This window comes from Corallococcus aberystwythensis (assembly GCF_003612165.1).
In the GTDB taxonomy this organism is placed as follows: Bacteria; Myxococcota; Myxococcia; order Myxococcales; family Myxococcaceae; genus Corallococcus; species Corallococcus aberystwythensis.
On sequence record NZ_RAWK01000130.1, the window covers coordinates 1 to 21,619 of the forward strand.

The 21,619-nt window shown below is 70.5% G+C and carries 22 protein-coding genes; 5 read left to right on the forward strand and 17 right to left on the reverse strand.

Annotated features, from left to right (window positions below):
- Window positions 1-32: 32 nt before the first annotated feature.
- Window positions 33-377 carry an antibiotic biosynthesis monooxygenase family protein gene (locus tag D7W81_RS21730; RefSeq protein ID WP_120557309.1) on the reverse strand — a complete coding sequence of 115 codons (345 nt, stop codon included), beginning with the start codon at window positions 375-377 and terminating at the stop codon, window positions 33-35.
- Entirely contained in the window at window positions 377-1,495 is a 1,119-nt protein-coding gene (locus tag D7W81_RS21735; protein WP_120557310.1) for a cytochrome P450, read from the reverse strand. Before D7W81_RS21735 ends, D7W81_RS21730 begins: the two co-directional genes overlap by 1 nt.
- A 63-nt stretch (window positions 1,496-1,558) precedes the next feature.
- On the opposite strand from D7W81_RS21735, the gene D7W81_RS21740 reads away from it, so the two are divergent.
- Entirely contained in the window at window positions 1,559-2,242 is a 684-nt protein-coding gene (locus D7W81_RS21740) for an ArsR/SmtB family transcription factor (protein ID WP_120557311.1), read from the forward strand.
- Here the strand turns inward: D7W81_RS21740 and proC are convergent.
- The 4 genes from proC to D7W81_RS21760 form a co-directional block, all read right to left on the reverse strand.
- Window positions 2,224-3,075: a pyrroline-5-carboxylate reductase gene (gene proC, locus D7W81_RS21745; RefSeq protein ID WP_120557312.1), complete on the reverse strand. Its 852-nt coding sequence runs from the start codon at window positions 3,073-3,075 to the stop codon at window positions 2,224-2,226. The genes D7W81_RS21740 and proC overlap by 19 nt on opposite strands.
- Before the next feature lie 346 nt (window positions 3,076-3,421).
- Window positions 3,422-3,736: a helix-turn-helix domain-containing protein gene (locus tag D7W81_RS21750; RefSeq protein WP_158621647.1), complete on the reverse strand. Its 315-nt coding sequence runs from the start codon at window positions 3,734-3,736 to the stop codon at window positions 3,422-3,424.
- A gap of 59 nt (window positions 3,737-3,795) precedes the next feature.
- A complete protein-coding gene (locus tag D7W81_RS21755; RefSeq protein ID WP_120557314.1) occupies window positions 3,796-4,128 on the reverse strand; it encodes a type II toxin-antitoxin system RelE/ParE family toxin in 333 nt (110 codons plus the stop codon).
- A gap of 681 nt (window positions 4,129-4,809) precedes the next feature.
- Entirely contained in the window at window positions 4,810-5,586 is a 777-nt protein-coding gene (locus tag D7W81_RS21760) for a DUF481 domain-containing protein (RefSeq protein ID WP_120557315.1), read from the reverse strand.
- Window positions 5,587-5,729: 143 nt separating this feature from the next.
- On the opposite strand from D7W81_RS21760, the gene D7W81_RS21765 reads away from it, so the two are divergent.
- Both D7W81_RS21765 and D7W81_RS21770 read left to right on the forward strand, forming a co-directional pair.
- A complete protein-coding gene (locus D7W81_RS21765) occupies window positions 5,730-6,617 on the forward strand; it encodes a PhzF family phenazine biosynthesis protein (protein ID WP_120557316.1) in 888 nt (295 codons plus the stop codon).
- A gap of 164 nt (window positions 6,618-6,781) precedes the next feature.
- Complete coding sequence (locus D7W81_RS21770; RefSeq protein ID WP_120557317.1) at window positions 6,782-7,447, forward strand: Hsp20/alpha crystallin family protein; 666 nt, start codon at window positions 6,782-6,784, stop codon at window positions 7,445-7,447.
- A gap of 16 nt (window positions 7,448-7,463) precedes the next feature.
- Here the strand turns inward: D7W81_RS21770 and D7W81_RS21775 are convergent, their stop codons facing one another.
- Genes D7W81_RS21775 through D7W81_RS21785 form a run of 3 tightly spaced genes read right to left on the reverse strand, consistent with a single transcriptional unit; the run spans window position 7,464 to window position 9,495 of the window.
- Window positions 7,464-8,159, reverse strand: a complete 696-nt coding sequence (locus D7W81_RS21775) for a hypothetical protein (RefSeq protein ID WP_120557318.1) — start codon at window positions 8,157-8,159, stop codon at window positions 7,464-7,466.
- Window positions 8,156-8,821, reverse strand: coding sequence for a hypothetical protein (locus D7W81_RS21780; RefSeq protein WP_120557319.1), 666 nt, complete (start codon window positions 8,819-8,821; stop codon window positions 8,156-8,158). Before D7W81_RS21780 ends, D7W81_RS21775 begins: the two co-directional genes overlap by 4 nt.
- Window positions 8,818-9,495, reverse strand: a complete 678-nt coding sequence (locus tag D7W81_RS21785; protein ID WP_158621648.1) for a Fic family protein — start codon at window positions 9,493-9,495, stop codon at window positions 8,818-8,820. Before D7W81_RS21785 ends, D7W81_RS21780 begins: the two co-directional genes overlap by 4 nt.
- 154 nt (window positions 9,496-9,649) lie before the next feature.
- Between D7W81_RS21785 and D7W81_RS21790 the strand changes: the two genes are divergently transcribed.
- Window positions 9,650-10,570 (forward strand): diacylglycerol/lipid kinase family protein, encoded by a 921-nt coding sequence (locus D7W81_RS21790; RefSeq protein WP_120557321.1) that lies wholly within the window; start codon window positions 9,650-9,652, stop codon window positions 10,568-10,570.
- Here the strand turns inward: D7W81_RS21790 and D7W81_RS21795 are convergent.
- The 8 genes from D7W81_RS21795 to D7W81_RS21830 form a co-directional block, all read right to left on the reverse strand.
- Window positions 10,560-11,456 (reverse strand): CheR family methyltransferase, encoded by an 897-nt coding sequence (locus D7W81_RS21795; protein WP_120557322.1) that lies wholly within the window; start codon window positions 11,454-11,456, stop codon window positions 10,560-10,562. The two genes, D7W81_RS21790 and D7W81_RS21795, sit on opposite strands and share 11 nt — an antisense overlap.
- Before the next feature lie 2 nt (window positions 11,457-11,458).
- Window positions 11,459-12,523: a protein-glutamate methylesterase/protein-glutamine glutaminase gene (locus D7W81_RS21800; protein ID WP_120557333.1), complete on the reverse strand. Its 1,065-nt coding sequence runs from the start codon at window positions 12,521-12,523 to the stop codon at window positions 11,459-11,461.
- A gap of 11 nt (window positions 12,524-12,534) precedes the next feature.
- Entirely contained in the window at window positions 12,535-12,867 is a 333-nt protein-coding gene (locus tag D7W81_RS21805; RefSeq protein ID WP_120557323.1) for an antibiotic biosynthesis monooxygenase family protein, read from the reverse strand.
- A 22-nt stretch (window positions 12,868-12,889) separates the two neighbouring features.
- Window positions 12,890-14,419 (reverse strand): AarF/UbiB family protein, encoded by a 1,530-nt coding sequence (locus tag D7W81_RS21810; RefSeq protein WP_120557324.1) that lies wholly within the window; start codon window positions 14,417-14,419, stop codon window positions 12,890-12,892.
- An 18-nt stretch (window positions 14,420-14,437) separates the two neighbouring features.
- Window positions 14,438-16,510 carry a methyl-accepting chemotaxis protein gene (locus D7W81_RS21815; RefSeq protein WP_120557325.1) on the reverse strand — a complete coding sequence of 691 codons (2,073 nt, stop codon included), beginning with the start codon at window positions 16,508-16,510 and terminating at the stop codon, window positions 14,438-14,440.
- A complete protein-coding gene (locus D7W81_RS21820; RefSeq protein ID WP_120557326.1) occupies window positions 16,510-16,998 on the reverse strand; it encodes a chemotaxis protein CheW in 489 nt (162 codons plus the stop codon). The genes D7W81_RS21815 and D7W81_RS21820 overlap by 1 nt, the downstream gene beginning before the upstream one ends.
- Window positions 16,995-19,154 (reverse strand): chemotaxis protein CheA, encoded by a 2,160-nt coding sequence (locus D7W81_RS21825; protein ID WP_208721400.1) that lies wholly within the window; start codon window positions 19,152-19,154, stop codon window positions 16,995-16,997. Before D7W81_RS21825 ends, D7W81_RS21820 begins: the two co-directional genes overlap by 4 nt.
- A 175-nt stretch (window positions 19,155-19,329) precedes the next feature.
- Window positions 19,330-20,253, reverse strand: coding sequence for a PAS and helix-turn-helix domain-containing protein (locus D7W81_RS21830; protein WP_120557328.1), 924 nt, complete (start codon window positions 20,251-20,253; stop codon window positions 19,330-19,332).
- 287 nt (window positions 20,254-20,540) lie between these two features.
- Between D7W81_RS21830 and D7W81_RS21835 the strand changes: the two genes are divergently transcribed.
- A complete protein-coding gene (locus tag D7W81_RS21835) occupies window positions 20,541-21,599 on the forward strand; it encodes a DUF72 domain-containing protein (protein ID WP_120557329.1) in 1,059 nt (352 codons plus the stop codon).
- Window positions 21,600-21,619 lie beyond the last annotated feature (20 nt).

Sequence of the window (21,619 nt, forward strand, 5' to 3'; positions counted from 1 at the left end):
GGCGGGAACACAGCCGCCGTGCGCCGGCCGCTTCAGCCGTGCACGGTGCGACTGTCGGCGGGCACGGCCGCACGGTCCTTCAATCCGTAATCCCTCACGACGTGCGCCACCCGCAGGCGGTAGTCACTGAACACGCCCTCCCGGCCTTCGCGCTGGGCTTCCCGGTGTGACTCCAGGCGCCGCCATTCCGCCACCGCCGCCTCGTCGCGCCAGTAGGACAGGGACAGCAGCTTCCCTGGCTCGCTCAGGCTCTGGAACCGCTCGATGGAGATGAAGCCGTCAATGCCTGACAGCAGGGGCCGCAGCTCCGCCGCGAGGTCCAGGTACCGCTGCCGATGCGCTTCGTGTGCCCAGACCTCGAAAATGACAGCAATCATCACAGACCTCCCAGGACGCGGGTGTTGATGGAAGCACGCCAGGTGACGGGGCCCGCCAGTGGTGACAGGTCCACGCCGCTCGCGAGTACCTGTTCCGCCGCCGCCATGGCCATCGCCGTCGCCAGCAGCGGCCCCGGACAGGCATGCGCGCCCAGGCCGAAGGTGAAGGTCTGCCGCCCCACGCGCCGGGGCAGGAACGCGTCCGGTTGGGGATTCTCCAGCGGATCGCGATTCGCGGCGGCGAGCACGACGACCACGGTCGCGCCGGCTTCCAATTGCTGGCCCGCGACGGCCGCTGCCGCATGAGTGAAGCGCCGCGTGTTCTGGACCGGAGACTCGTGGCGAACTGCCTCCTGGACCACGTCATCGAGCGTGCACTCGCCCCGTGAGAGTTGTTTCCGCAACTCGGGCCAGCGAGCGACGGCCCGCAGCGTCGCCTCCAGCAGCCCGGCCGTCGCTTCGTACGCCTGGGTGAGCAGGCCCACGGCGTTGGGCACGCGCAGTTCCTCCGCGCCGTGGCCTTCCATGAGCCGGGCGGTGAAAGGGGTCCTTGCAGTCGTCTGGAAACAGGCCGCCACGCGCTCGTTCAGCCTCGCCGCGCCTTCGCTGCTCACCGTGGGCCCAGCCACCGAGCGGACATAGGCCTCCACGTCCTGCACGCTCGCCTCCAGGGTGCTTTCAGGGAACCCCAGCAGCGACCCCAGCACGAACACCGGGAACTGGAGGGCGGTCTCCGGCAGCCGTGACAGCGAGGGCTTCGCGAACAGCCGTGCCGCCTGGCGGCGACTCTCTGAGTCCACCTCTCGCAGCGCCTCCGGCAACGCGCGTGACAGGGTCTGCTTCACGGCCGGGTAGGGGCCTCCGTCGTTCATCCGCACCAGCCGTCCGAAGAGTGCTCCGGCGGCGGTGCCCACCAGGTGCGCGGGCACGGGCTCAGCCTTCGGCCGGACCCGGCAATGCTCGCTCGTGAGCACGGCACGGACAGTGGCCGCATCCGCCGCGATCCACGGCCCGAAGCCTGGGACGCGGTGCAGTCCACCTCGGGCGCGAAGCTCCGCGTAGTACGGGTAGGGGTCGGGGTGGGTGACGGCCTGATACGGGTCGGTGGGCGGTGTCATCGGTCCTCGCTCCCGAGCACTCTCCTCCTGTCGCCGGGTCCGTGTGCTAGGAAATGGTTCGCCATGGACCGAACGATGAATGCAGGGCCGGACCTCGCGACGCTGGCGGGCGCGGTGGGGGACGCCACGCGGATCCGGATGCTGGAGCTGCTCATGGAGGGGCGGGCGCTCGTTGCAAAGGAGCTCGCGTTCGGCACGGGCGTCAGCCCCGCGACGGCGACCGCGCACCTCCAGCGGCTGGAGCAGGCCCGGCTGGTCCGCTCCACCCGTCAGGGGCGCAACAAGGTGTTCCGCCTCGCCACGCCCACGGTGGCGCGGATGGTGGAAGCGCTGATGACCGTGGCGGTCCGGGGTCCTCGTGCGTCAGCGACTCCGGAACCCCTGCGGGCCGCGCGCTACTGCTACGACCACCTGGCGGGCAGGCTGGGCATGGGCATCACCGACGCGCTCCTGCGGGCCGGGCACCTCTCGCTCCGCCGCCGTGCCTTCGCGCTCACCCCCAGTGGTGAGGCGTGGTTCCAGGACTTCGGCATCGACCTGGAGCCCGTGCGCGAACAGCGGCGCAACTTCGCCCACCGGTGCCTGGACTGGAGCGAGCGGCGCGACCACCTCGCGGGGGCGCTGGGCGCGGCGCTCGCCACTCGTGTGTTCTCGCTGGGATGGGTGGAACGTCAGCCTGACTCGCGTGGCCTCATCGTCACCCCCGGAGGCCAGCGGGGGCTCAAGCGTCACTTCGGCGTGCTGTAGGCCGCGGCGGTCGCGTCCGCGCGCTCACGGGTGCGCTGGATGGCGACGGACACTGCTTCACCCACGATGCGAGGGAGGCCCTGGGCTTCCAATGCCTCCAGCCCCGCCTGGGTGATGCCTCCCGGGGTCGCGATCTCCGCGATGAGACGCGGAGTGGTGGCGTCGGGTTCGGCCAACAGCTTCGCCGCGCCAATGAGCGTTCCCCGCGCGAGCGCCGCCGCTTCCGCCGCGTCCATCCCGTGCGCCATCGCAGCCTGGGCCAGGGCCTCCACGAACCGGAAGACATAGGCCGGGCCTGTGCCGGACACGCCGGTGCACACCGTGAGCGCTTCCTCGGACATCCATTGCGGCCGGCCCACCGCCGCGAAGAGAGACTCGGTGGTTCGTCGAGCGGCCTCCGTGACCCGTGTTCCGGCCGTCAGCGGCGTCACTCCCTCGCCCACGCGCACCGGCGTGTGGGGCAGGGCGCGAAGGACGGAGGCACAGGAGGGCAGCGCCGCCTCCAGCTGCGCGAGCCGCACGTCCGCGGACAGCGACACCACGGTCTGCCCTGACTCCAGGGCTGGCGAGATGACCGCCATCAACTCCCGCAGCTGCGCCTGCCGCACCGCCAGCAGGACCACGCTCGAGCCCCGCACCGCCTGCGCGTTGTCCATGAGGACCTGCACGCCGTGCCGGGCGCGCAGCTGCTCGCCGCGCTCGGGCCGGCGCACGGTGACGCGAAGGCCCGACGGGTTCACCTGTCCAGAGCGCAGCAGCCCCTGGATGAGGGCTTCGGCGATCTTGCCGCCTCCCAGGAGGACGACGGGGGCGGGGATGGGATGGGACGCCATTGCCGGAGTCTACCCCTCTGCCGTCGGCCAAGAATCGCGGTCTCAATGGCTGAGAGTCGAGCGCCAGCCGGCCCCGTCGGCGGCGTGGCACACGAACTGGTCCGACAGTCGGACCAGTTAGGACCGCTCCGCTCCGGAGGGACGGCTGTTCGGAGCAGCTTAAGCCCCCGGACATCGATGTTGGCCAGAGGCGCGGACATCCAGCGCGGTTGATGCACCTCAGCTGCTCACTCATGTCCTACCGCGTTCAGCCGTAGTGGTCGCATCCTTGGAATGGACAAGCCCAATGTCCAGGCGCTTGGGGGGGAACCCGGGAGCCCACGAATGAGGACGCCTCCGCCTGCCTTCAGGATGACTTCACGAAGCGGAGCTCAAGCTGCATGCCAAGGGCATGCGCAATCTTTTGCAAGAGGTCGAGCCGCGGCACGACACGCCCGCTCTCAAGGCGGGCAATAGCGGGCTGCTTCGTCCCAGCCCGTTCGGCCAGTTCGGTCTGACTGAGCCCCTGCTTTTCCCGGAGTTCGCGCACTTGGCGTGCCAGGGCGAGCTTATTGAACTCCTCGTTATAGAGCGTGGCGAAGGTCGGGCTGTCCGCCTTTCTCCGCTCGATGAGCGCCTGGAGGCTCCCATCGACGTGTTGATTCCGTTTCTTGCTAGGCATCTCTGGCATCCGCTTTCGGAGCACCGCACTCCTGCCAAGGCGCACCGTGGAACGCCTGGTCAGTCGCCTTCAAGCACCTCCTTCATTCGGGATCTGGATAGTTCCAAATCCACTTTGCGTGCTTTCTGGCCCTGCTTCTTGCAGGCATGCAGGAGCACCATCTCTGGTCCCGTGAGGAGGACGTAGAAGACCCGGTGCCTTCCCACTTTGAGTTCCCACAGCTTGCCCTCAATGCTTCGAAGTGAAGCGGTCGTGCCCTTCAGACCGTGGACTTCGATGTCTCGGAGGGAGGCATAGAGCGGTGCTGCTTCGTGATCAGCCAGCGCGTGGAGATACTTTTGTACGGGATTGCCACCGCGTGGCGTCGCATAGAAGGAAACTTTCAGCTTCATGGCGCACGTAGTTCAATTGACGGATCATGGTTTTGCCCTTTGAGTGCAGCGCTTTGAGTAGGGTTACCCAGGACGGCTCATCGTCCAACGCGCGATGAGCTCGTATGGGTAGCGCCGCCCAAAGCGGTGCACACACGGTTGTTTACGAGAGCACCTTCACACCAGAAGATGCCCTGCCGATGTCACCCATCCTGAGTGACATTCGTGTTATCGGCGGCAACGTCCAGCGGACGAATTGGCCGAACGAACGGCACCTCCTGAGGTGCCTCGCGGAGGCGAACATCGCTCGTTGGGGACGAGGTTCGCATACGCGAGACTGCTCAAGCGGCACCCTCCGCGTTGTTAGAGCATCATCCAGCGGATGAGGACGCCATCAACGATGGTGTTGTAAAGCACCATCCCATGGATGGAACTCGACAACGTGCTGGCGATCCCAATGGGATGGCCACCCCGAATCAATAACGCTTGCGTTATGCGGCGTCAACTGCCGCTGAAGTGCTTGAGCCTGCCTGGCAGCAACTGAACGAGCCGTTCATCGTGTTGCCGGGACTCACAGTGCCTAAGCTCCCGTACACAGATGTCGTCCAGGGGCTCAGAGTCGTAGGTGGTGGTAGCGCAGTGTGCGCCGCCTCTCCTTGCTGCGTCCCCTGCTGGTGGTGGACAGTATCGATGTCCGGGCTCTCAGAACTTCACGCCCACCGTGGTGCGCAGTTGCGTGTCCAGCGCCGGCACCGTCGCGGGCGGCGAGCTGTCGTAGGTGAGGTTGAAGCCGATGCCCACCGTGACCCGAGGGTTGGGCGTCACCGCGAACAGCGTCTCGTTGAGGACGCGCAGGTCGGAGGGGCGGGTGACGCGTGGCTGGAGGTAGATCGTCTCCACGAGGTTGATGTTCTCCATCAGCTTTACCCGGCCCAGGAGGTAGCTGGACACGCGTGGATCCGTGTAGCGATCGCCCGCGTCCACCTCGCCGTCCTTGCGCAGCCGCTCGTGCTCCAGCATCAGCGCCACGCCGAAGGTGAGCCCCGCGCTGTCCTCGTTGAACAGCACGAAGCGGGGACCCGCGCCCAGCAGGACCCGGAGCTGGAGCCGGCGGAACTCATTGTATTCGTGCTGTGCGAAGACCTCTCCCGATACACGGTCTGTGAGCAGGCGCCGGTAGCGCACGTGCTCCAGCACCTGGCTGACGATGCGCTCACCACTCGCGAACGAATACTCGCCCCGGATGACGCCCAGCCAGACGTCGCGTTCCGACCGCACCTGTCCCACCAGCGAACCGCGAATCGAGAACAGCTCCGTGCTGCCCGTGCGCCAGTCGCCGCCCAGCTCGATGGCCGCGGCCGGCCCCAGCTCCGCCTTCTCGTCGAAGAGCGCCTGCACGTTGACGATCTGTGCCGCCGCGCGGCTCGCGTGGAGCAGCACCACCAGCACCACCCACCCACCTGGCTTCAGGAAACCCATGTTCCACCGCTGTGCCCGCTCGTGCGCTCCTGTTCAACCCTCTTCTGGGTCCTCCTGGCACGTGGGTCCACCGCTTGACGCCCATGAAACAGCGGAGCATGCCTGCTGCGTTTCCCAGGCCCTTTCCCCTCCGGAGCCCGCCCATGCAGGTCCACATCATCGATGCCTTCACCCGCACCGCCGGTGCAGGAAACCGCGCGGGCGTGGTGCTCGACGCCTCTGCGCTGGATGTCCCCACCATGCAGCGGGCCGCCGCGGCCGTCAGCGCGTCGGAGACCGCCTTCCTCCTGTCACGGCCCGGTGACGCCACCGTGCGCCTGCGCTACTTCACGCCCGTGGACGAGATTCCCTTCTGTGGCCACGCCACGGTGGCCACCTTCCACCTGCTCGCGGAGAAGGGGCTCTTGCGAAGCCCGGGGACGTACACGCTGGAGTGCCCTGGTGGCACGTTCGCCATCGAGCTGGAGCCTCAGGGTGCGCAGGGAACGCGCGTGTGGATCACCACCCCCCAGCCGCCCGTGCAGCCCAACCCCGTGGCGCTGGAGCCGCTGATGGCCACGCTCGGCGGGACGGCGTCGCAGGTGGACCCGTCGCTGCCGGTGATCCGCCAGGGCCACCGGCTGGTGGTGCCCCTCCGGCGGCTCGCGGACCTGGAGGCCCTGACGCCCCGGGCGACGGCGATGAACGCGCTGCTGATGCCGCACGGCGTGCGGGGCGTCTACCTCTTCACCCGCGAAGCGAAGGAGGAGGGGAGCGCGGCCCAGGCGCGCTACTTCGTCCCAGGGTTCGGCATCCTGGAGGACCCGGTGACGGGCTCCGCCGCGGGACCGCTGGCGGCCTGGCTCGCCGAGCACGGGAGCCTTCGCCTGCCCGAGCAGGGCGGCACGGTGTCCAGCCGCATCGAGCAGGGGGACACGCTGGGCAAGCCGGGCCGCATCGACATCCAGGTCACCGGCCGGCCAGGCCACGTCGAACGGGCTCGCGTCGGCGGAGTGGCGCTGACGGTGATGGACGCCACGCTGCTCGCGTAGCGACGCTCCCTCCAATGACAGACACCGGGGCCTGCGACCCACGGACCCTTGATGCCTCCCGGAGGCACGGCCAACTTGGAGGGTGGGATAATCCCATCCCCGTTTGAGTCACCGGGGCGGTCCGGCGGCCGGGCGCCAGCCGAACACCTCCGGGGGAGGACGTCATGGCAAACGCGAACAGGAACCCGGGGGCGCAGGGAGGGCCTTCCTCCCCACCCGCCGTGAAGAACGCTCAGGCCGACGCGCCGGGCGGGGCCTCGCAGGGCCAGGAGCCCAGGACGGGCACCGGTATCAGCCGCCGGGAGTCCTACGCATCGGCCATGGGCCGGGAAGCCATGCCCATGAGCCCGTTCGGCCTGCTGCGCCGGATGCTGGAGGACATGGACGAGCTCTTCACCGGCATCGGAAGCCGCGGCCTCGCCGCACGGGGCGGCATGATGGACGAGGGGCTCTGGTCTCCGCAGGTGGACGTGCTGGAACGGAACGGAAACCTCGTCGTGAAGGCCGACCTGCCGGGAATGAAGCAGGAGGACATCCACGTCGAGCTGCTGAACGACATGCTCGTGATTGAAGGCGAGCGCAGCTTCGAGGTGGAGGAGGAACAGGAGATCGAAGGGGTCTGGAGCCTGGAGCGCGGCACCGGTTGCTTCCGGCGCGCCATCCCGCTGCCAGAGGGCATCGACACGGAGACGATCGAGGCCCACTTCGAGAACGGTGTGCTGGAGATCTCCCTGAAGCTTCCGGAACCGGTGGCCCAGGGCAAGCGCATCGAGGTGAAGCGAGGCCCGCGTGAGCAGGTCCGGATGCCGCGCGGGAAGCCCATCCACTGAGGGATGGGCGCGCGGCTCAGTGCTTGTGCCGGTGGCCCTCGTCCTCCACGACGGCCGCCGCCACCTTCTCCGCCGAGCCGCGCAGCTCCTCCTCGAGCGGCGTGTGCCACGACTCGTAGGCGAACAGCTTTCGCATCAGCTTGCCGGCCTGATAGCCCGGGCGCAGCTCGATGGCATCGAACATCCACCACAGCGCCTGATCCGCGAAGGTGTACCAGGCCTCCTCGCCGCCGGTGGCCTCGACGGTGAGGTTCATCGTGGTGACGATGCCATCCGCCAGCGCGAGCATCCGGATGTCCCGGTCTTCAGGTGCCCTGGGCAGGTCCCGCTTCAACGCCTGGAAGTGGGCATCCAACTTGAACAGCCATGCGCGCGACTCTTCCAGCGCGTTGATGATGAGCTGGATGTTGTGTTCCACGCTCATGTTCGGCGTGGGCTTCTGCCGGAAGAACCGGTGGCACCAGCAGTAGCCGCCGAAGCTCTCATTGCCCAGATACAGGCCCGTCTCCGTGTACCAGGGGCCCAGGTTCTGGTTGAGCAGGCGCTGGACGTGTTTCGCCATCGTGTCGTGCTGCTCGTCCGTGAGCTTGCGCGTCCCCGGCGGCACCTGCGGCGTCAGGTATTCGCGCAACAGGCGGATGAGCTTCTCCGGCTCATACCCATCCAGGCTGTCCCGGATGAGCAGCCAGGGGCCCAGGGCGGACCTGCTCATACGGCCACTTCGGCCACCCGCGCCGCCGCGTCGCGGAGGGCGTCCGGTGGGGGCGCGATCCAGGACGTGAACACGAAGGCCGTCTCCAACTGCTCCAGCGTGGCGTCCGACAGGGGCAACCCCATCGCCTCGATGCACCACGACATGGCGTCCTGCGCGACCTGGTACCAGGTCTCCTCGCAAGACGTCGTCTCCGCCGTCAGATCCACGGTACGCACCAGCCCTTCCGCGAGCGCTTTTGCCCGGAGGGCCTTGTCGTCGGCGGCTGCTTCAAGCTGACTGCGCGCGGTCTGATACACGCCATCCAGCGCGTACAGGAACGAGCGGATCCGCTCCAGCGACTGCAACATGATCTGGATGTTCTCATCCACGTCCATCGTCCGATGCGGCGGGTTCTGTTTGAAGAACGAGTGGCACCAGCAGTAGCCCCCCAGGACTTCGTTGCCCAGGGGCAGGCCGCTCATGGTGTACCAGGCCCCCAGTTCGTTCTTGAGCAGGTCCATCACGACGTTCTGCGCCTGATTGATCCGGCCCAGATGGATCGTGCCGGTCCTCAAAGGAGCCAGGGCTTCCCGCAGCCGGGAGGCCAGCGCTTCCGGCGAATAGGCATCCAGGCTGCCGCGGATGCGCTGCCAGGTGAAAGCCGCTGCGTCATTGCTCATGAAGGCACCTCGTTGCGGCAGGGCGCGTCCGGCCCCGCGATGCTCCGGGCCAGCAGCCTTGCCAGCCGCGTGTAGTTCACCGCGTCTCCCGGATGCTTGGGCCACAGCACCACGGGCGCCAGCGGCGGCGTGGGCAGCCGGCCCCGGCGCAGCATGTATTCCAACCACAGCCGCGCCGCGCGGGCATTGCCGTCCGGGAAGGGGTGGAAGAAACACAGGTCCAGGTACAACCGCGTGGCATGTGCCACGGGGTGGCGGTCCTCCCGAGCGTCCGCTTCCACCTTCTCGCGGAACGCCGCCTCCAGCCCGGGCGCGTGCGCATAGCGGTGCGCGCCGCCCCATGCGTAGGCGTCCCCGGTGCGGAAGCCCGTGGGGCCGCCCAGGAGCTCCGACTGGACCTCCACCATCCGGGCGAAGGTCAGCGGCCCGCCCGCGTCCGCGAACTGGCGCACCCGGGCCAGGGCCCGTTCGAAGCGCTCCGTCCGCGCCGGCCCCTGGGTTTCATGGGCCGGTGCGTCATGGCGGTGGAGGAAGTCCTCCTGGGCGCCCGTCTCCCGGAAGGGCTGCCGCGCCGCCGCCGCCAGGTCCGCCCGGAGCGCGGGCAGCGCCCAGTCCAGGGCGCGCGTGGCCTCCCGGTGGGGCGCGAGCTGCTCGGTGGCGGCGGGGGCTTTCACTCGGGGTCCGGGGCAAGATGGGAGGCGGGAAGCCCAGCATGGACGGGGCCGGGTGACAAACACCCCGGGCTTCGGGGCCCTCCTGTGGGTCATGGAGTGGAGCCCCGGCGCACAATTGCGTAAACAAGCCGTTCTCGCAGGGAGAAGGCACTGAATGAAGACGTTCCTCGTGGTCAACCCGCGCAGCGCCAACGGGCAGACGGGGAAGCGATGGGTGGAGATCTCCGCGCAGGTGGGCAAGGTGCTCGGTGAGTTCGGGCACGGCTTCACCAGCGGCGGCATGGATGCGGCGCGTCTGGCGCGGCAGGCCATCGACGATGGGTATGAGTGCATCGTCGCGGTGGGCGGTGACGGCACCCTCAACGAGGTCACCAACGGCTTCTTCCGCGACGGGCAGGTCATCAATCCCCAGGCCACGCTGGCCCTCCTGCCCCGAGGCACGGGCGGCGACTTCCGGCGCACCTTCGGGTGGGACCTGGAGCTGACGTCCGCGCTGGAGCGGCTGCGCACGGAGAAGACGGAGCCCTTCGACGTGGGGCGGCTGGAGTTCATCGACAACGACGGCAACCCGGCCACGCGCTTCTTCGCGAACATCGCGTCGTTCGGCGTGAGCGCGGTGGTGGCCCGCGAGGTGAACCAGGGCAGCAAGGCGCTGGGCGGCAACCTGAGCTTCATGTGGGGCACCGTGAAGGGCCTCCTGAAGTACCAGGAGCGGCAGGTGCGCCTCACGGTGGATGGCGGCACGCCGGAGACGGTGAGCGTCACCGCGGTGGCCGTGGCCAACGGGCGCTACTTCGGCAGCGGCATGTTCGTGGCGCCGGAGGCGGTGACGCACGACGGCCTCTTCGACATCACCATCTGGTCCAACTACGGCCTGTCCGACTTCGTCCTCAAGTCCAAGGGCGTCTACAACGGCGACCACGTCACCTGGAAGGGCACGCGGCGGCTGCGCTGCCGCACCATCCACGCCGAGTCGGAGGACGGCGACGTGTTCCTGGACGTGGACGGCGAGACGCCGGGCCGGCTGCCCTGCACCATGACGCTGCTGCCCGGCGCCATCCGCCTCAAGGTGTAGCGCCGGAGCGGGCCGCGCGGCGTGCGTCCTCCAGGGGCGTGCCCGCGCTGGCGTTGGGCGAAGCGGGCGCGGGGCGGTACCAGCTCGTCTGTCCAATCAGGTGCCGCGTGAAGCCGTCCTCCACCAGGGGCGAGGCCTCCGCGGCGCCCAGCACCAGGTAGCCGTCCACGTGGAGCATCCGCCGCACGCGGGCGAGCACCGCGCGCCGGGTGGGCACGTCCCAGTAGATCATCACGTTGCGAAGCAAGACGAGGTCCACGGGCGCTTCGGGCGGGAGGCCGGCCATCAGGTTGAGCGGCCGGAACTCCACGGGCCTGCGCACCTGTTCGTTGAGCCGCCACCCGTCGCGCTCCTGGTGGAAGTAGCGCTGGCGCAGTTCGGGCGTCAGGCCCCGGTGGATCTCCTGCGCGTCGTAGCAGGCGTCGCTGGCGCGCACGAGCGCACGGGTGGAGAAGTCCGTGGCGAGGATGCGCACCGTCCAGCCGGTGAGCAGCAGCCCGGCCTCCGCCAGGGTCATCGCCACGCTGTACGGCTCCTGGCCGTAGGCGCACGCCGCGCACCAGATGCGCAGCGTCCGCGTGCGGGCGCGCCGGGCCAGCAGGGCGGGCAGCACCGTGGTGCGCAGGGCGTCGAACACGGGCGCGTCGCGGAAGAAGGCCGTCTCGTGGTTGGCCAGCGCCTCCGCCATCCGCTGGTGGAGCGGACTGCTCTCCGGCTGCGAGCGCAACCGCGCGACCAGGGCGGAGGTGTCCGGCAACCGCTCCTCGCGCACGAGCGCCATGAGCCGTGTCTCCACCAGCGCGTGCGTGTCGGGCTCCAGCACGAGCCCGGAGCGGCGCAGCACGCGCTGCCGCAGGTAGGAGAAGTCCTCGGGAAGCAGTGGCATGCTCAGGTCCTCCGTCCGCGCGCGTCCACGCGCCGCACCAGCTCCGGGGCCAGCGCGTCCAGCGGCACCACCGCGTCCGCGAGCCCCGCCTGTTGGACCGCGCCCGGCATGCCGCCGATGACACAGCTGGCCTGGTCCTGTACCACCACCTGCCCGCCCGCTTCACTCACCTTGCGGCAGCCGCGCAGCCCGTCCTGGCCCATGCCGGTGAGCACCACCGCCAGCACCCCCGCGCCGTACACCTCCGCCGCCGAGCGGAAGAGCAGGTCCACCGCCGGACGGCACGCGTTCTCCGCCGGGCCCTGATGCGTGAGCAGCCGCACGCCCGTCGCCTCCCGGCACACGGCCAGGTGGAAGTCCCCGGGGGCGACCCAGACCTCGCCGGCCTGCACGAGCGCTCCTGAGACGGCCTCGCGCACGGTGAGGGGGCTCACGCCCTGCAGCCGCTCCGCGAGCAGCCGGGTGAAGAGGGGAGGCATGTGCTGCACGATGAACACCGGCACCGGCAGGTCCGCGGGCAGCGCGGACACCACGCGCACCAGCGCGCCCGGGCCTCCGGTGGACGCACCGATGACGAGGGCCTCCACCTTCGCGGGCGTCTGCGGCCGGGGCGGGGGGGCGCGCGTCCCGGGAACCAGCATCGGCGCGGCGGAGGGCGTACGCACGTTGAGCGCCTTGAGCTTGCGCACCAGTTCGTCCCGCACGGCCTCCACGGTGACGTTCATGCCACCGGCGGACGTGGGCTTCGTCACGTAGTCGCGGGCCCCCAGCGCGAGCGCCTCCAGGGTCAGCACGCCCGCGCGTTCGGTGAGCGCGCTGAACATCACCACGGGCAGCGCCGGAGCGCGCTGGCGCAGGAGCTTCAGCGTCTCCAGGCCGTCCAGCTCCGGCATCTCCAGATCCAGCAGCACCACATCCGGCTGGAACTGCTCCACCTTCGCCAGCGCGATGCGGCCGTTGGGCGCGGTGGCGACGACCTCCAGGCCTGGATCCGTGCCCAGCAGCAACGACACCTGACGGCGTACGACGGCCGCGTCGTCCACCACCAGGACCCGGATGGCGTTCATGCGCATCCGCGTCACCGGACCGCGTGTGCGACCGGGCAGCGGCGCGCCGGGGCTCGGGCCGTCTCGCGATACACCTTGTGGCGCGGCCGGCTCGCGAGGATGGCGCTGGCGCCCCAGTCCGTCACGCGGTGGAAGGGCTCGGACGCGACGAAGGCGTCGAAGCCCTCGCGGCTGTGCCACTCGGAGACGATGAGGTAGCGCCCCAGCGCCCCCACGCTCTTGAACAGCTCCGTCCGCGCGTGCGTCGGCAGCGTCGGCATCGCCTCCAGCACGAGTGCGAACTTCCGCTCGAAGGCCTCCGCCTTGCCCTCACGCACTTCGTAGTTCATGCCGATGGTGACCACGCGTCACCTCCTTGTCCGTGTTTCACTCGAGCCAGACCCGGACGTGCCGGTCGCCCACGTCCAGGTGGAACAACACCGACGGCCGCAGCCCCGCCGCGACCGCCTGCGTGCCGATGGCCGCCGGATCCAGGCCCCGTTCCGCGAGCCTTCGCGGCAGGTCCTCCGGCAGCAGGTCTTCCAGGTGCGCCGTCACGTCCGCGCGGAACGTCAGCGCGACGCGCGTCTGTCCTGCTTCCGTCACGCGGACCTTCAGGTAGCGCGCGGTGCCCTCCACGCGCGCCTCGGGCGGCGAGGGCGGAGGCGGGAGCGACGGGGCGCGGGCCTCGTCCAGGAGCGGCCCCCACGCGATGGGCGTGTCCAGCACGTCCAGGTGGCGCACCAGCCCGTGGAACGCGCGCAGGACGAACAGGAGGGACGCGGGCCCGGCCGCGCGGAAGTTCCAGCGGTGCGGCCCCAGCGCCTCGGCGAGCCGCTCTCCCAGCCGCCAGCTTCGCGCGTGGAAGGGACGGTCCAGGAGGAAGGGCTCCAGCAGCACGCGGCTGACGGCGGGCAGCGCGTCCGCCATGGGCTCCAGCAGCTCCGGCGTGAAGCCCAGCATCACCCACGCGGACAGCAGTGGCTCCGGGCGCGGCGGGGTGCCCGGACACCGGAGGAGGGCGATCAACCGCCCCAGTCCCCCGGCCAGCTCTGGCGTCAGCGGCTTCACGCAGCCGAAGTCGAGCACCCCCAGCACGGGCTTGCCGTCCGACCCCCGCGACACGCGGTAGTTGCCCGGATGCGGATCCGCGTGGAGCGCGCCCCACGTGAAGCAGCCGTGGAGGAACAGCCGCACCAGCGTCGTGGACAGCGCGCGGCGATCCGCTTCGCTCCAGCGCCAGCCATCCGCGAGCGAAGCGCCCTCCACCCAGGTCATCACCAGCAGGTCTTCCCGCGTGAGCGCGTCCACCGGCACCGGGACGACGACGCCCGGCACGTCCGGCATGCGCGCGCCCGCGTCCCGCAGGGACTGGGCCTCGTGGCGGTAGTCCAGTTCGCCCTGGAGCATCCGGGCCAGCTCGTGGCGGTAGGCGGACAGGTCCAGCTTCCCGCGCCAGCCGCCCAGCGGCGCGGCCAGCCACCCCAGCGCGCGCAGGTCATCCCGCACGGCCTGCGCGATGCCCGGATGCCGCAGCTTCACCGCCACGGCGCGCCCGTCATGCAGCACGCCCCGGTGCACCTGGCCCAGTGACGCGGCGATGCCCACGCCGTCCAGCGACGTGAACACCTCCCGCCAGGGACGGCCCAGCCTGCGGGACACCTCCGCCAGCGCGGCCTCCGGCGGGAGCGGGGAGGGCGCCTCCGCGAGCGAACCGAACCCCGGCGTGTCCGCGCCTGGCTCCGCGAGCGTGAGCACCTGGCCCACCTTCTGGGGCAGTCCGCGCAGGCCCAGGAGCCGCTGGGCCAGCTCGCGCCGCGCGCGCTCCGCGTCCTGTGGACGGGACACCCGCCGCAGGCGCGTGGAGGCGCGGGCCACCTGCCCCAGCTCCCACCACCGCTTCAATCCGGTCCGCACGTGGCGTGGCTCCCTGGGCTACTTCGCCCGGGTCTGCTTGTCGGAGGTGTCCACCTGCACGACCAGCCGCTGCAGCGACTGCGCCATGTGCGCCAGCTCCACCGCCGAGCGCTGCGTGCTGCCCGCGCCCTCGGTGGTGCTGCGCGCGGCCTCCGCCACGGCGGCCATGTTCTCGGAGATCTGCTGGCTGCCCTTGGCGGCCTCCCCCACGTTGCGGAGGATCTCGCCCGCGGTGGCCGTCTGCTCCTCCACGGAGGATGCGATGGACGTCTGCAGTTCGTTGATGCGGCCGATGGTGGCGCCAATCTCCAGGATGGCGTTGACCACCTCCTCGGTGTCGCCCTGGATGGTGCCGATCTTCTGGCCGATGTCCTCCGTGGCGCGGGCCGTCTCGCGCGCCAGCTCCTTCACCTCGTTGGCCACCACCGCGAAGCCCCGGCCTGCCTCACCGGCGCGGGCCGCCTCGATGGTCGCGTTGAGCGCCAGCAGGTTCGTCTGCTGCGCGATGGAGGTGATGACCTTGATGACCTTGCCGATCTCCTGGCTGCTGGTCCCCAGCTTGCCGACGATGCTGGACGTGGAGTCCGCCAGCCGGACCGCGGAGGCCGCCACCTTGGCGGCGCTGCTCGCGTTGCGCGCCACCTCGCGGATGTTCGCGTTGACCTCCTCCATGCCGGACGCGGCGCTCTGCACGTTGCGGCTGACCTGTTCGGCGCCGGCGGACACCTGGGTGGCCTGCGCCGCGGTCTCCTGCGCGTTGCTCACCATCTGCTGGCTGACGCTGGACAGCTCCTGCGACGACGCCGCGAGCGTCCGCGAGTGCTGCGTCACCTCCTGGAAGATGCCGCGCAGGGTGCTGTCCAGATCCTGCTCACGCTGCTGCACGGCGAGCTTCTCGGTGATCAGCTCCCACGTCACCATGGGGCCCAGGTAGCGGCCCTGGCCGTCGTACACCGCCGTCACCAGCAGGTCCGCGACCTCCGGCCCGATGGGGATGTTCGCGCGCACCGGCAGGTTCTTGTCGTCGGACAGGATCTTCCGCTGGTACGCCGCGTCCTTGTGGAAGATGTCGATGGTGGCCCCCAGCACCCGGTCCGCGGTGACGGGCAGGTGCTTCTCCACGCGCTGCAACAGCCGGCGCGAGGCGGGGTTCAGGTAGACGATCTTCAGGTCCCGGTCGGCCACCATCACGCAGGTGGGCGCGTTTTCCAGCATGGCGCGCAGGCGGGCCATCTCGGTGTCAGCGCGGTCCTGATCCGTGACGTCCGTCCACGTCACCACATAACCGGTGAGCGCTCCGCCCCGGCCCGCGATGCCGTCGATGCGCGCCTTGAGCAGCGTGGGGCCCACCGCGAAGCTGGCTTCGTGCGGCAGCGCGGAGGGGTCGCTCAGCGGGTCCTCGTCCAGGCGCAGCTGGTGCTCGAAGTGGGCAAGGAAGTCGCTGCCTCCCACGTCGCCGGCCGCGTCGCTGAGCTGCTCGATGGCCTCCGATGCGGACGCGTTCGTGAAGACGATGTTGAGGTCCGCGTCCAGGACGAACAGGTGGACGCGCGCCGCGTCCAGCACCGCCTCGCTCAGCGCCCCCTCGAGCGGCGTGGACGCGCGGCGGCGGGAGGACCGGGCCGCGGGCGCGGAGGCCGTGGCGACCCGGCGTCCCTGCGTGCGGGAGGCACGCGCCGGGGCACGCTTCGCGGCGGCCTTCGGCGCGGGCCTGCTCACGACGTCATCCTGCGACGTGCCCACCGCCGCCAGCACCTCGCGGGCGACGGGGCCCGGCACGTCCATTTCATCCAGCACGGTAGCCAGGTGTTCGGCGACGCGCTCGAAGTGATGCGGCTTGAGCGACAGGCGCGCGTGCACGTCACGCATCGACGGGCCGCGGTAGACGGCCGGGCCGCCCAGGTGCTGGGTGAGGAACGCGACCATCTGACGCTGCAACTGGACGAGGTCCGCGCGGCGGAAGAGGGGCTTGAGCAGTGCGTCCGTCATCACCCGCGCGTAGAGCTTCTGCACGGCGGCCGTCAGGGGGGCCTTGCCGCCCAGGCGCTGGAAGAGGGTGGTTTTCACGGCGGGCGCGGTCGGGCGGGCCATCAGCGGGACTCCTGGGGAAGCACGGGGAAGGAAGGGGAGGCGGAGGCGCTGGACGCGGGCGCGAGCCCGTCCACCACCGCGTCCGCGGACAACACGAGCAGCAGCCGGTCCGGCAGCGCATGGACGCCCAGCAGGAGCGAGCGCAGGGGCCCGCGCAGGTTGTCCGGCAGGGGCTCCAGGTCCGACTGTTCGAAGGGGAGGATGTCGCCAATGGCATCCACGCGGAGGCTCACCGCGCCTTCGTCGCCGCGCAGGACGACGTGGGGCGCGTCCGCGGGGGCGGTGCCTTCCGGCAGATCCAGGCGGCGGCGCAGGTCGATGGCGGGGACGATCTGCCCGCGCAGGTTGAGCAGCCCCGCCACTTCCGGAGGCGCGCCAGGAACGCGCGTGAGCGGAGGCGGCAGGAGGATCTCCTGCACGCGTGCGATGTCCAGGCCGAACAGGTGGTCGCCCACCTGGAAGGAGCACAGCTGGCGGAAGGCGCTCACGGCGCACCCCCTGTCAGCAGCTCCGGATGCACGGCGCGCACGGTGCCCTCCACGTCCAGGAACTCGGTGGCCCGGCTCTGCACCACCATGGAGCCCAGCACGCCCCTGCGGCGCGTCTCACGCTGGAGCGCGAGCTCCACCTCCGCGACGTCGAGGATGGCGTCCACCACCAGCCCCACGCGCGTGCCTTCGTACGTGGCGACGACGACGGACAGCGACTCGCCAATCGCGACCTGGAGGTTCTGCGTGAGCCGCTCCGTCGCGCCGGGCCGCGCCTCCAGCACGGTGGCCACGCGCACCAGCGGCAGGAGCTGTCCGTGATAGCGCGCCATCTCCATGCCCCCGCTCAGCCGCTCCACGTCCGACGCCGGCAGTTCCTCCAGCCGCGCCACGCGCGACAGCGGGATGGCCACGCGGCCCTCCGCGCCGGTGCGGCACAGGAGCACCCGCTCGCGAGCGTCCTCGGGGCGTGGCGCTTCCGGGACGGCCTCGGGAATGGCGGCCTGGGCCTCGGAGGCGGTGCCCACGCGGCGGCCCAGGCCCATGGCGTCCAGGATGAGCGCCACGCGCCCGTCGCCCAGCACCGTCGCGCCCGCGTAGCAGGCCAGCCCCTTCAGGTGCTTCCACAGCGGCTTGACGACAATCTCTTCCGTGTCGTGGATGGCGTCCACCCACAGCCCGAAGGTGCGCTCGCCGGTCTGCAACACGACGACGGTGGCGCCGTCGTCCAGGTCCGGCGTCGCGGGTCCCACGCCCAGCTCCGCCGCGAGCACCACCAACGGCAGCAATTCACCGCGAAGCCGCAAGACGCACGCGCCCTGGATGCGGGTGATGTCCCTGCGGGCCTGGGCCGGCTCCAGCCACACCACCTCCCGCAAGGAGGCCTGCGGAAGGGCGTAGCGGTCGCCCCGGCAGGTGACGAGCAGCGCCGGGATGATGGCCAGCGTGAGGGGAATCTTGAGCGTGAACGTCGTGCCCTGGCCGGGCCGGCTGTGCACCTCCACGGTGCCGCCAATGCGCTCCACCTGGGTGCGCACCACGTCCATGCCCACGCCCCGGCCGGACAGGGACGTGACGCGCTCCGCGGTGCTGAAGCCCGGCATGAAGATGAGCATCAGCGCTTCCGCCTCCGGAAGCCGCGCCGCCTGGTCGGCCGTGAGCAGGCCCCGCTGCACCGCGACCTGCCGCACGCGCTGCACGTCGATGCCCGCGCCGTCGTCGGACATGCCCAGGTGCACGAGCCCGCCCTCGTGGGACGCGCTCAGCGTCAGGCATCCCACGGGCGGCTTGCCCGCTTCGCGGCGCTGCTCGGGTGTCTCCACGCCGTGGTCCACGGCGTTGCGCAGCAGGTGGGTGAGCGGATCATGCAGCGCCTCCACCAGCGTCTTGTCCAGCTCCGTGTCCGCGCCGTGCAGTTGCAGCCGCACCTGCTTGCCGCACCCATGCGCCAGCTCGCGCACCAGCCGCGGGAAGCGGTTCCACACCTGGCCCACGGGCTGGAGCCGCGTCTTCATCACCACCTGCTGCACCTGCGTGGTGACGGCGTCCAGCCGCTGCGACGCGGTCATCAGCTCCGCGCCCGGCGTGGGGGACGCCGCGCACTGGAGGATGCGGTTGCGCGCCAGCACCAGCTCGCCCATCAGGTTCATCAGCCGGTCCAGCAGCGCGACGTCCACGCGCAGCTTGGAGTCCACGCCGGTGGCGGCGCCGCGCCAGGGCAGGGCGCCCGGAGGCGTCAGCGGTTCGGACACCTCCACGGGCGCGGAGGCCGCCGCGCCCGCCATGCGCGCGAGCAACGCGGAGTGGTCCACCGCGGGCTCCAGCCCCGTCGCCTCGATGTGCTCCAGCGCCGCGCGCGCCGCGTCCGCCAGCGCCAGCAGCGTGGACACGCGCTCGCGGTCCAGCACCAGGCGCCGGTCGCGCGCCAGGCCGAGCATCTCCTCGGAGGCGTGCATCAGCGCCTCCAGGCGGGTGAAGCCCAGGAAGCCGCAGGTGCCCTTCACGGTGTGCAGGCTCCGGAACAGCTGGGCCAGCAGCGGCTGCGAGCCCGGCTGCGCCTCCAGCTCCAGCACCGTCGCCTCGATGCTCTGCACATGCTCGCGGGACTCGACGAGGAACTCCCGCATCACGTCGTCCCAGCCCGGAGTTTCACCCACGGACACGACGCCCGTTGACGGAAGTCCACATGGACTGTATGTCTTTGATGATACGGATTTGACTGGCGCTGCCCATGGGCAACGGCCCCCCCGACCCACCAGACTCCGGGGTCGAAGGTTCAGCATCCTCCAATGTCAACGGCGTGAAAGCTGTCCCGGAGGGAAGGCGCCCTGGTCAGAAGAACAGGCGGAGCAGGTCGTACCGGGTCTCCGCGCCCAGCTTCCGGAGCAGGTTCGCCTGATGGAATTTTACGGTGCGCTCGGTAATCCCTAACACAGTCGAGATGTCAGTGGGCGAGCGGCCGAGCGCGAGATATTTCAGGACATCCCCCTCCCGCTCGGACAGCCGCGCGGTGTGCGCCATGCGCTGTACCTTGGCTTCGAAGAGGCCGCTCAGCGTGGCGTCACCGATGGTGTGCACGCTGACGCGCGCGGTGCCGGCGCCCGTGGGCGTGGCGGTGACGACCTCGTAGCCCTCGGCCTGCGCGGTGGATTGCCGCACGATGGTGTGCGGCCAGGCTGGGGGCGCCGCCGCCGTGAGCGGACAGTCCAGGCAGGGCGCGTCACGGTGGGCGAAGGCGCCGAAGCAGGGCCGGCCCACCATGTCCCCGTGCTGCGCGTGCTCGGACGTCCACACGGCCTTGAGCGTCCCGAACGACGACAGCTCGGTGGAGATTTCGTAGCTCCGCTCCTGGGGCGGCCCGGGGGCCCGGGGCGGCTCCGGCCTGGCGGCATGCTCCGGGACGAAGCAGGGCGGTGACGTGCGCGTGATGATGGCGACGAGCCGCAGCGGCGGCTGGCCCACGGCGGCCAGGTCCAACTCCACCGGCAGCCGTTCGCCGGCGCGCGTGAGCACCTCCGTCTCCAGCCGGTTCTCCGCGCTGGTGAAGACAGCCCGCAGCGCCTGGCCCACCTCGCGCCCGTGTTCAGGCGGTGTGCAGACCTCCGTCCAGCGGCGCCCCAGCAATTCCTCGCGAGGCCGGCCCAGCAGCGACGAGAACGCGCCATTGGCCAGCTCGATGCGGCCACGCCGGTCCATCACGACGATGGGTCGCGTGTCCCGCTCGGCGAGCAGGGATGCGGTCAACGACCAGTCCATGAATCCCCCCAGCCGTTGCAACCACGGTCAAGCTTTCCAGAAGTAAGGATGACTTACCCGGTTTGAGCATCTTACTGCGACGCGACTGCGTTTGCAGTTGGACGTCCGTTCAATCACAGACCGTCGCGCCCGGAGGGCGACAGGCTGTGCGTGCCCGGCCGCCTGGGGGGCGTGCCAGAAACCTGGAACGTCGCCTCGAATCGGGGCAACCTCCTGCATCGCCTGGACGCCGGGGTTACTCCCTGGGTCCCACGTTGGTTTTCCGCCCTGGGAGAGGAGCTGAACGCATGAGCGCATCGCGACGACCCGCGCAGTTCGACCTCTTCACCGGCGCGGTGGAGGAGCCGCCGGTGTCCTCGCGGCGCCGGACCCAGCCGGTGGGGCCGTCCGAGCCGTCCGGGGACCTGCGCATGCTGGGCGAGCAGCTTCCCCAGGGCGTCTACCTGGGCACGTCCTCGTGGACCTTCCCGGGTTGGAACGGGCTGGTCTACGACCACGAAGCCAGCACGACCCAGCTGGCACGCGAGGGCCTGGCCGCCTACGCGCACCACCCGGTGCTCCGCACGGTGGGCATCGACCGGACGTTCTACGCGCCGGTGCCGGCCACCACCTTCGCCGAGTACGCCCAGCAGGTGCCGGAGGGCTTCCGCTTCCTGGTGAAGGCCCATGAGGCCTGCACGCTGGCGCGCTTCCCCGTGCACGAGCGCTACGGCGCGCACCGGGGGCAGGTGAACGACCGCTTCCTCCAGGCCGCCTATGCGGTGGACCACGTGGTGGGGCCGTTCCTGGAAGGGCTGGGCGACAAGGCCGGGCCGCTCGTCTTCCAGTTCCCGCCGCAGGACCCCGCGGCGCTGGGTGGGGTGGGCCGCTTCGTGGAGCGGCTGCACGCGTTCTTCTCCGCGCTGCCCAAGGGGCCGCTGTATGCCGTAGAGGTCCGCAACGAGGAACTGCTCACGGAGGGCTTCGCCCAGGTGCTCGCGGACACGGGGGTGAGCCCGGTGCTCGCGGTCTGGGCCCACATGCCGCCCGTCGCGCGGCAGGCGAAGCTCACGCGCGCCTTCGAGTCCCGCGCGGTGGTGGTGCGCTGGATGCTGCCGCCGAACCTGGGCTACGAGGAGGCCTACGCCCGCTATGCGCCGTTCAACCGGCTGGTGGACGAGGACGTGGGAACCCGCGACGTGCTGGCCCGTGTGTGCATGGCGGCGGTGCGGCGCGAGCGGCCCGTCTTCGTGACCATCAACAACAAGGCGGAAGGCAGCGCCCCCCTGTCCGCCGTCCGCCTCGCGGAACGCGTCGTGTCACACAAGGAGGACAGCGGCCAGCGAGGCGCTGTCCACGCAACATGACTTGCGCGCGAGCACGGCGC

Bases quoted from the DNA above. Each gene is read 5' to 3' on its own strand.
- D7W81_RS21830 (WP_120557328.1), bottom strand. From the start codon at position 20,253: ATGGACTGGTCGTTGACCGCATCCCTGCTCGCCGAGCGGGACACGCGA.
- D7W81_RS21760 (WP_120557315.1), bottom strand. From the start codon at position 5,586: ATGGGTTTCCTGAAGCCAGGTGGGTGGGTGGTGCTGGTGGTGCTGCTC.
- D7W81_RS21730 (WP_120557309.1), bottom strand. From the start codon at position 377: ATGATTGCTGTCATTTTCGAGGTCTGGGCACACGAAGCGCATCGGCAG.
- proC (WP_120557312.1), bottom strand. From the start codon at position 3,075: ATGGCGTCCCATCCCATCCCCGCCCCCGTCGTCCTCCTGGGAGGCGGC.
- D7W81_RS21780 (WP_120557319.1), bottom strand. From the start codon at position 8,821: ATGAGCAATGACGCAGCGGCTTTCACCTGGCAGCGCATCCGCGGCAGC.
- D7W81_RS21815 (WP_120557325.1), bottom strand. From the start codon at position 16,510: ATGGCCCGCCCGACCGCGCCCGCCGTGAAAACCACCCTCTTCCAGCGC.
- D7W81_RS21735 (WP_120557310.1), bottom strand. From the start codon at position 1,495: ATGACACCGCCCACCGACCCGTATCAGGCCGTCACCCACCCCGACCCC.
- D7W81_RS21755 (WP_120557314.1), bottom strand. From the start codon at position 4,128: ATGAAGCTGAAAGTTTCCTTCTATGCGACGCCACGCGGTGGCAATCCC.
- D7W81_RS21800 (WP_120557333.1), bottom strand. From the start codon at position 12,523: ATGAACGCCATCCGGGTCCTGGTGGTGGACGACGCGGCCGTCGTACGC.
- D7W81_RS21765 (WP_120557316.1), top strand. From the start codon at position 5,730: ATGCAGGTCCACATCATCGATGCCTTCACCCGCACCGCCGGTGCAGGA.
- D7W81_RS21795 (WP_120557322.1), bottom strand. From the start codon at position 11,456: ATGCCACTGCTTCCCGAGGACTTCTCCTACCTGCGGCAGCGCGTGCTG.
- D7W81_RS21740 (WP_120557311.1), top strand. From the start codon at position 1,559: ATGGACCGAACGATGAATGCAGGGCCGGACCTCGCGACGCTGGCGGGC.
- D7W81_RS21770 (WP_120557317.1), top strand. From the start codon at position 6,782: ATGGCAAACGCGAACAGGAACCCGGGGGCGCAGGGAGGGCCTTCCTCC.
- D7W81_RS21835 (WP_120557329.1), top strand. From the start codon at position 20,541: ATGAGCGCATCGCGACGACCCGCGCAGTTCGACCTCTTCACCGGCGCG.
- D7W81_RS21750 (WP_158621647.1), bottom strand. From the start codon at position 3,736: ATGCCTAGCAAGAAACGGAATCAACACGTCGATGGGAGCCTCCAGGCG.
- D7W81_RS21790 (WP_120557321.1), top strand. From the start codon at position 9,650: ATGAAGACGTTCCTCGTGGTCAACCCGCGCAGCGCCAACGGGCAGACG.
- D7W81_RS21775 (WP_120557318.1), bottom strand. From the start codon at position 8,159: ATGAGCAGGTCCGCCCTGGGCCCCTGGCTGCTCATCCGGGACAGCCTG.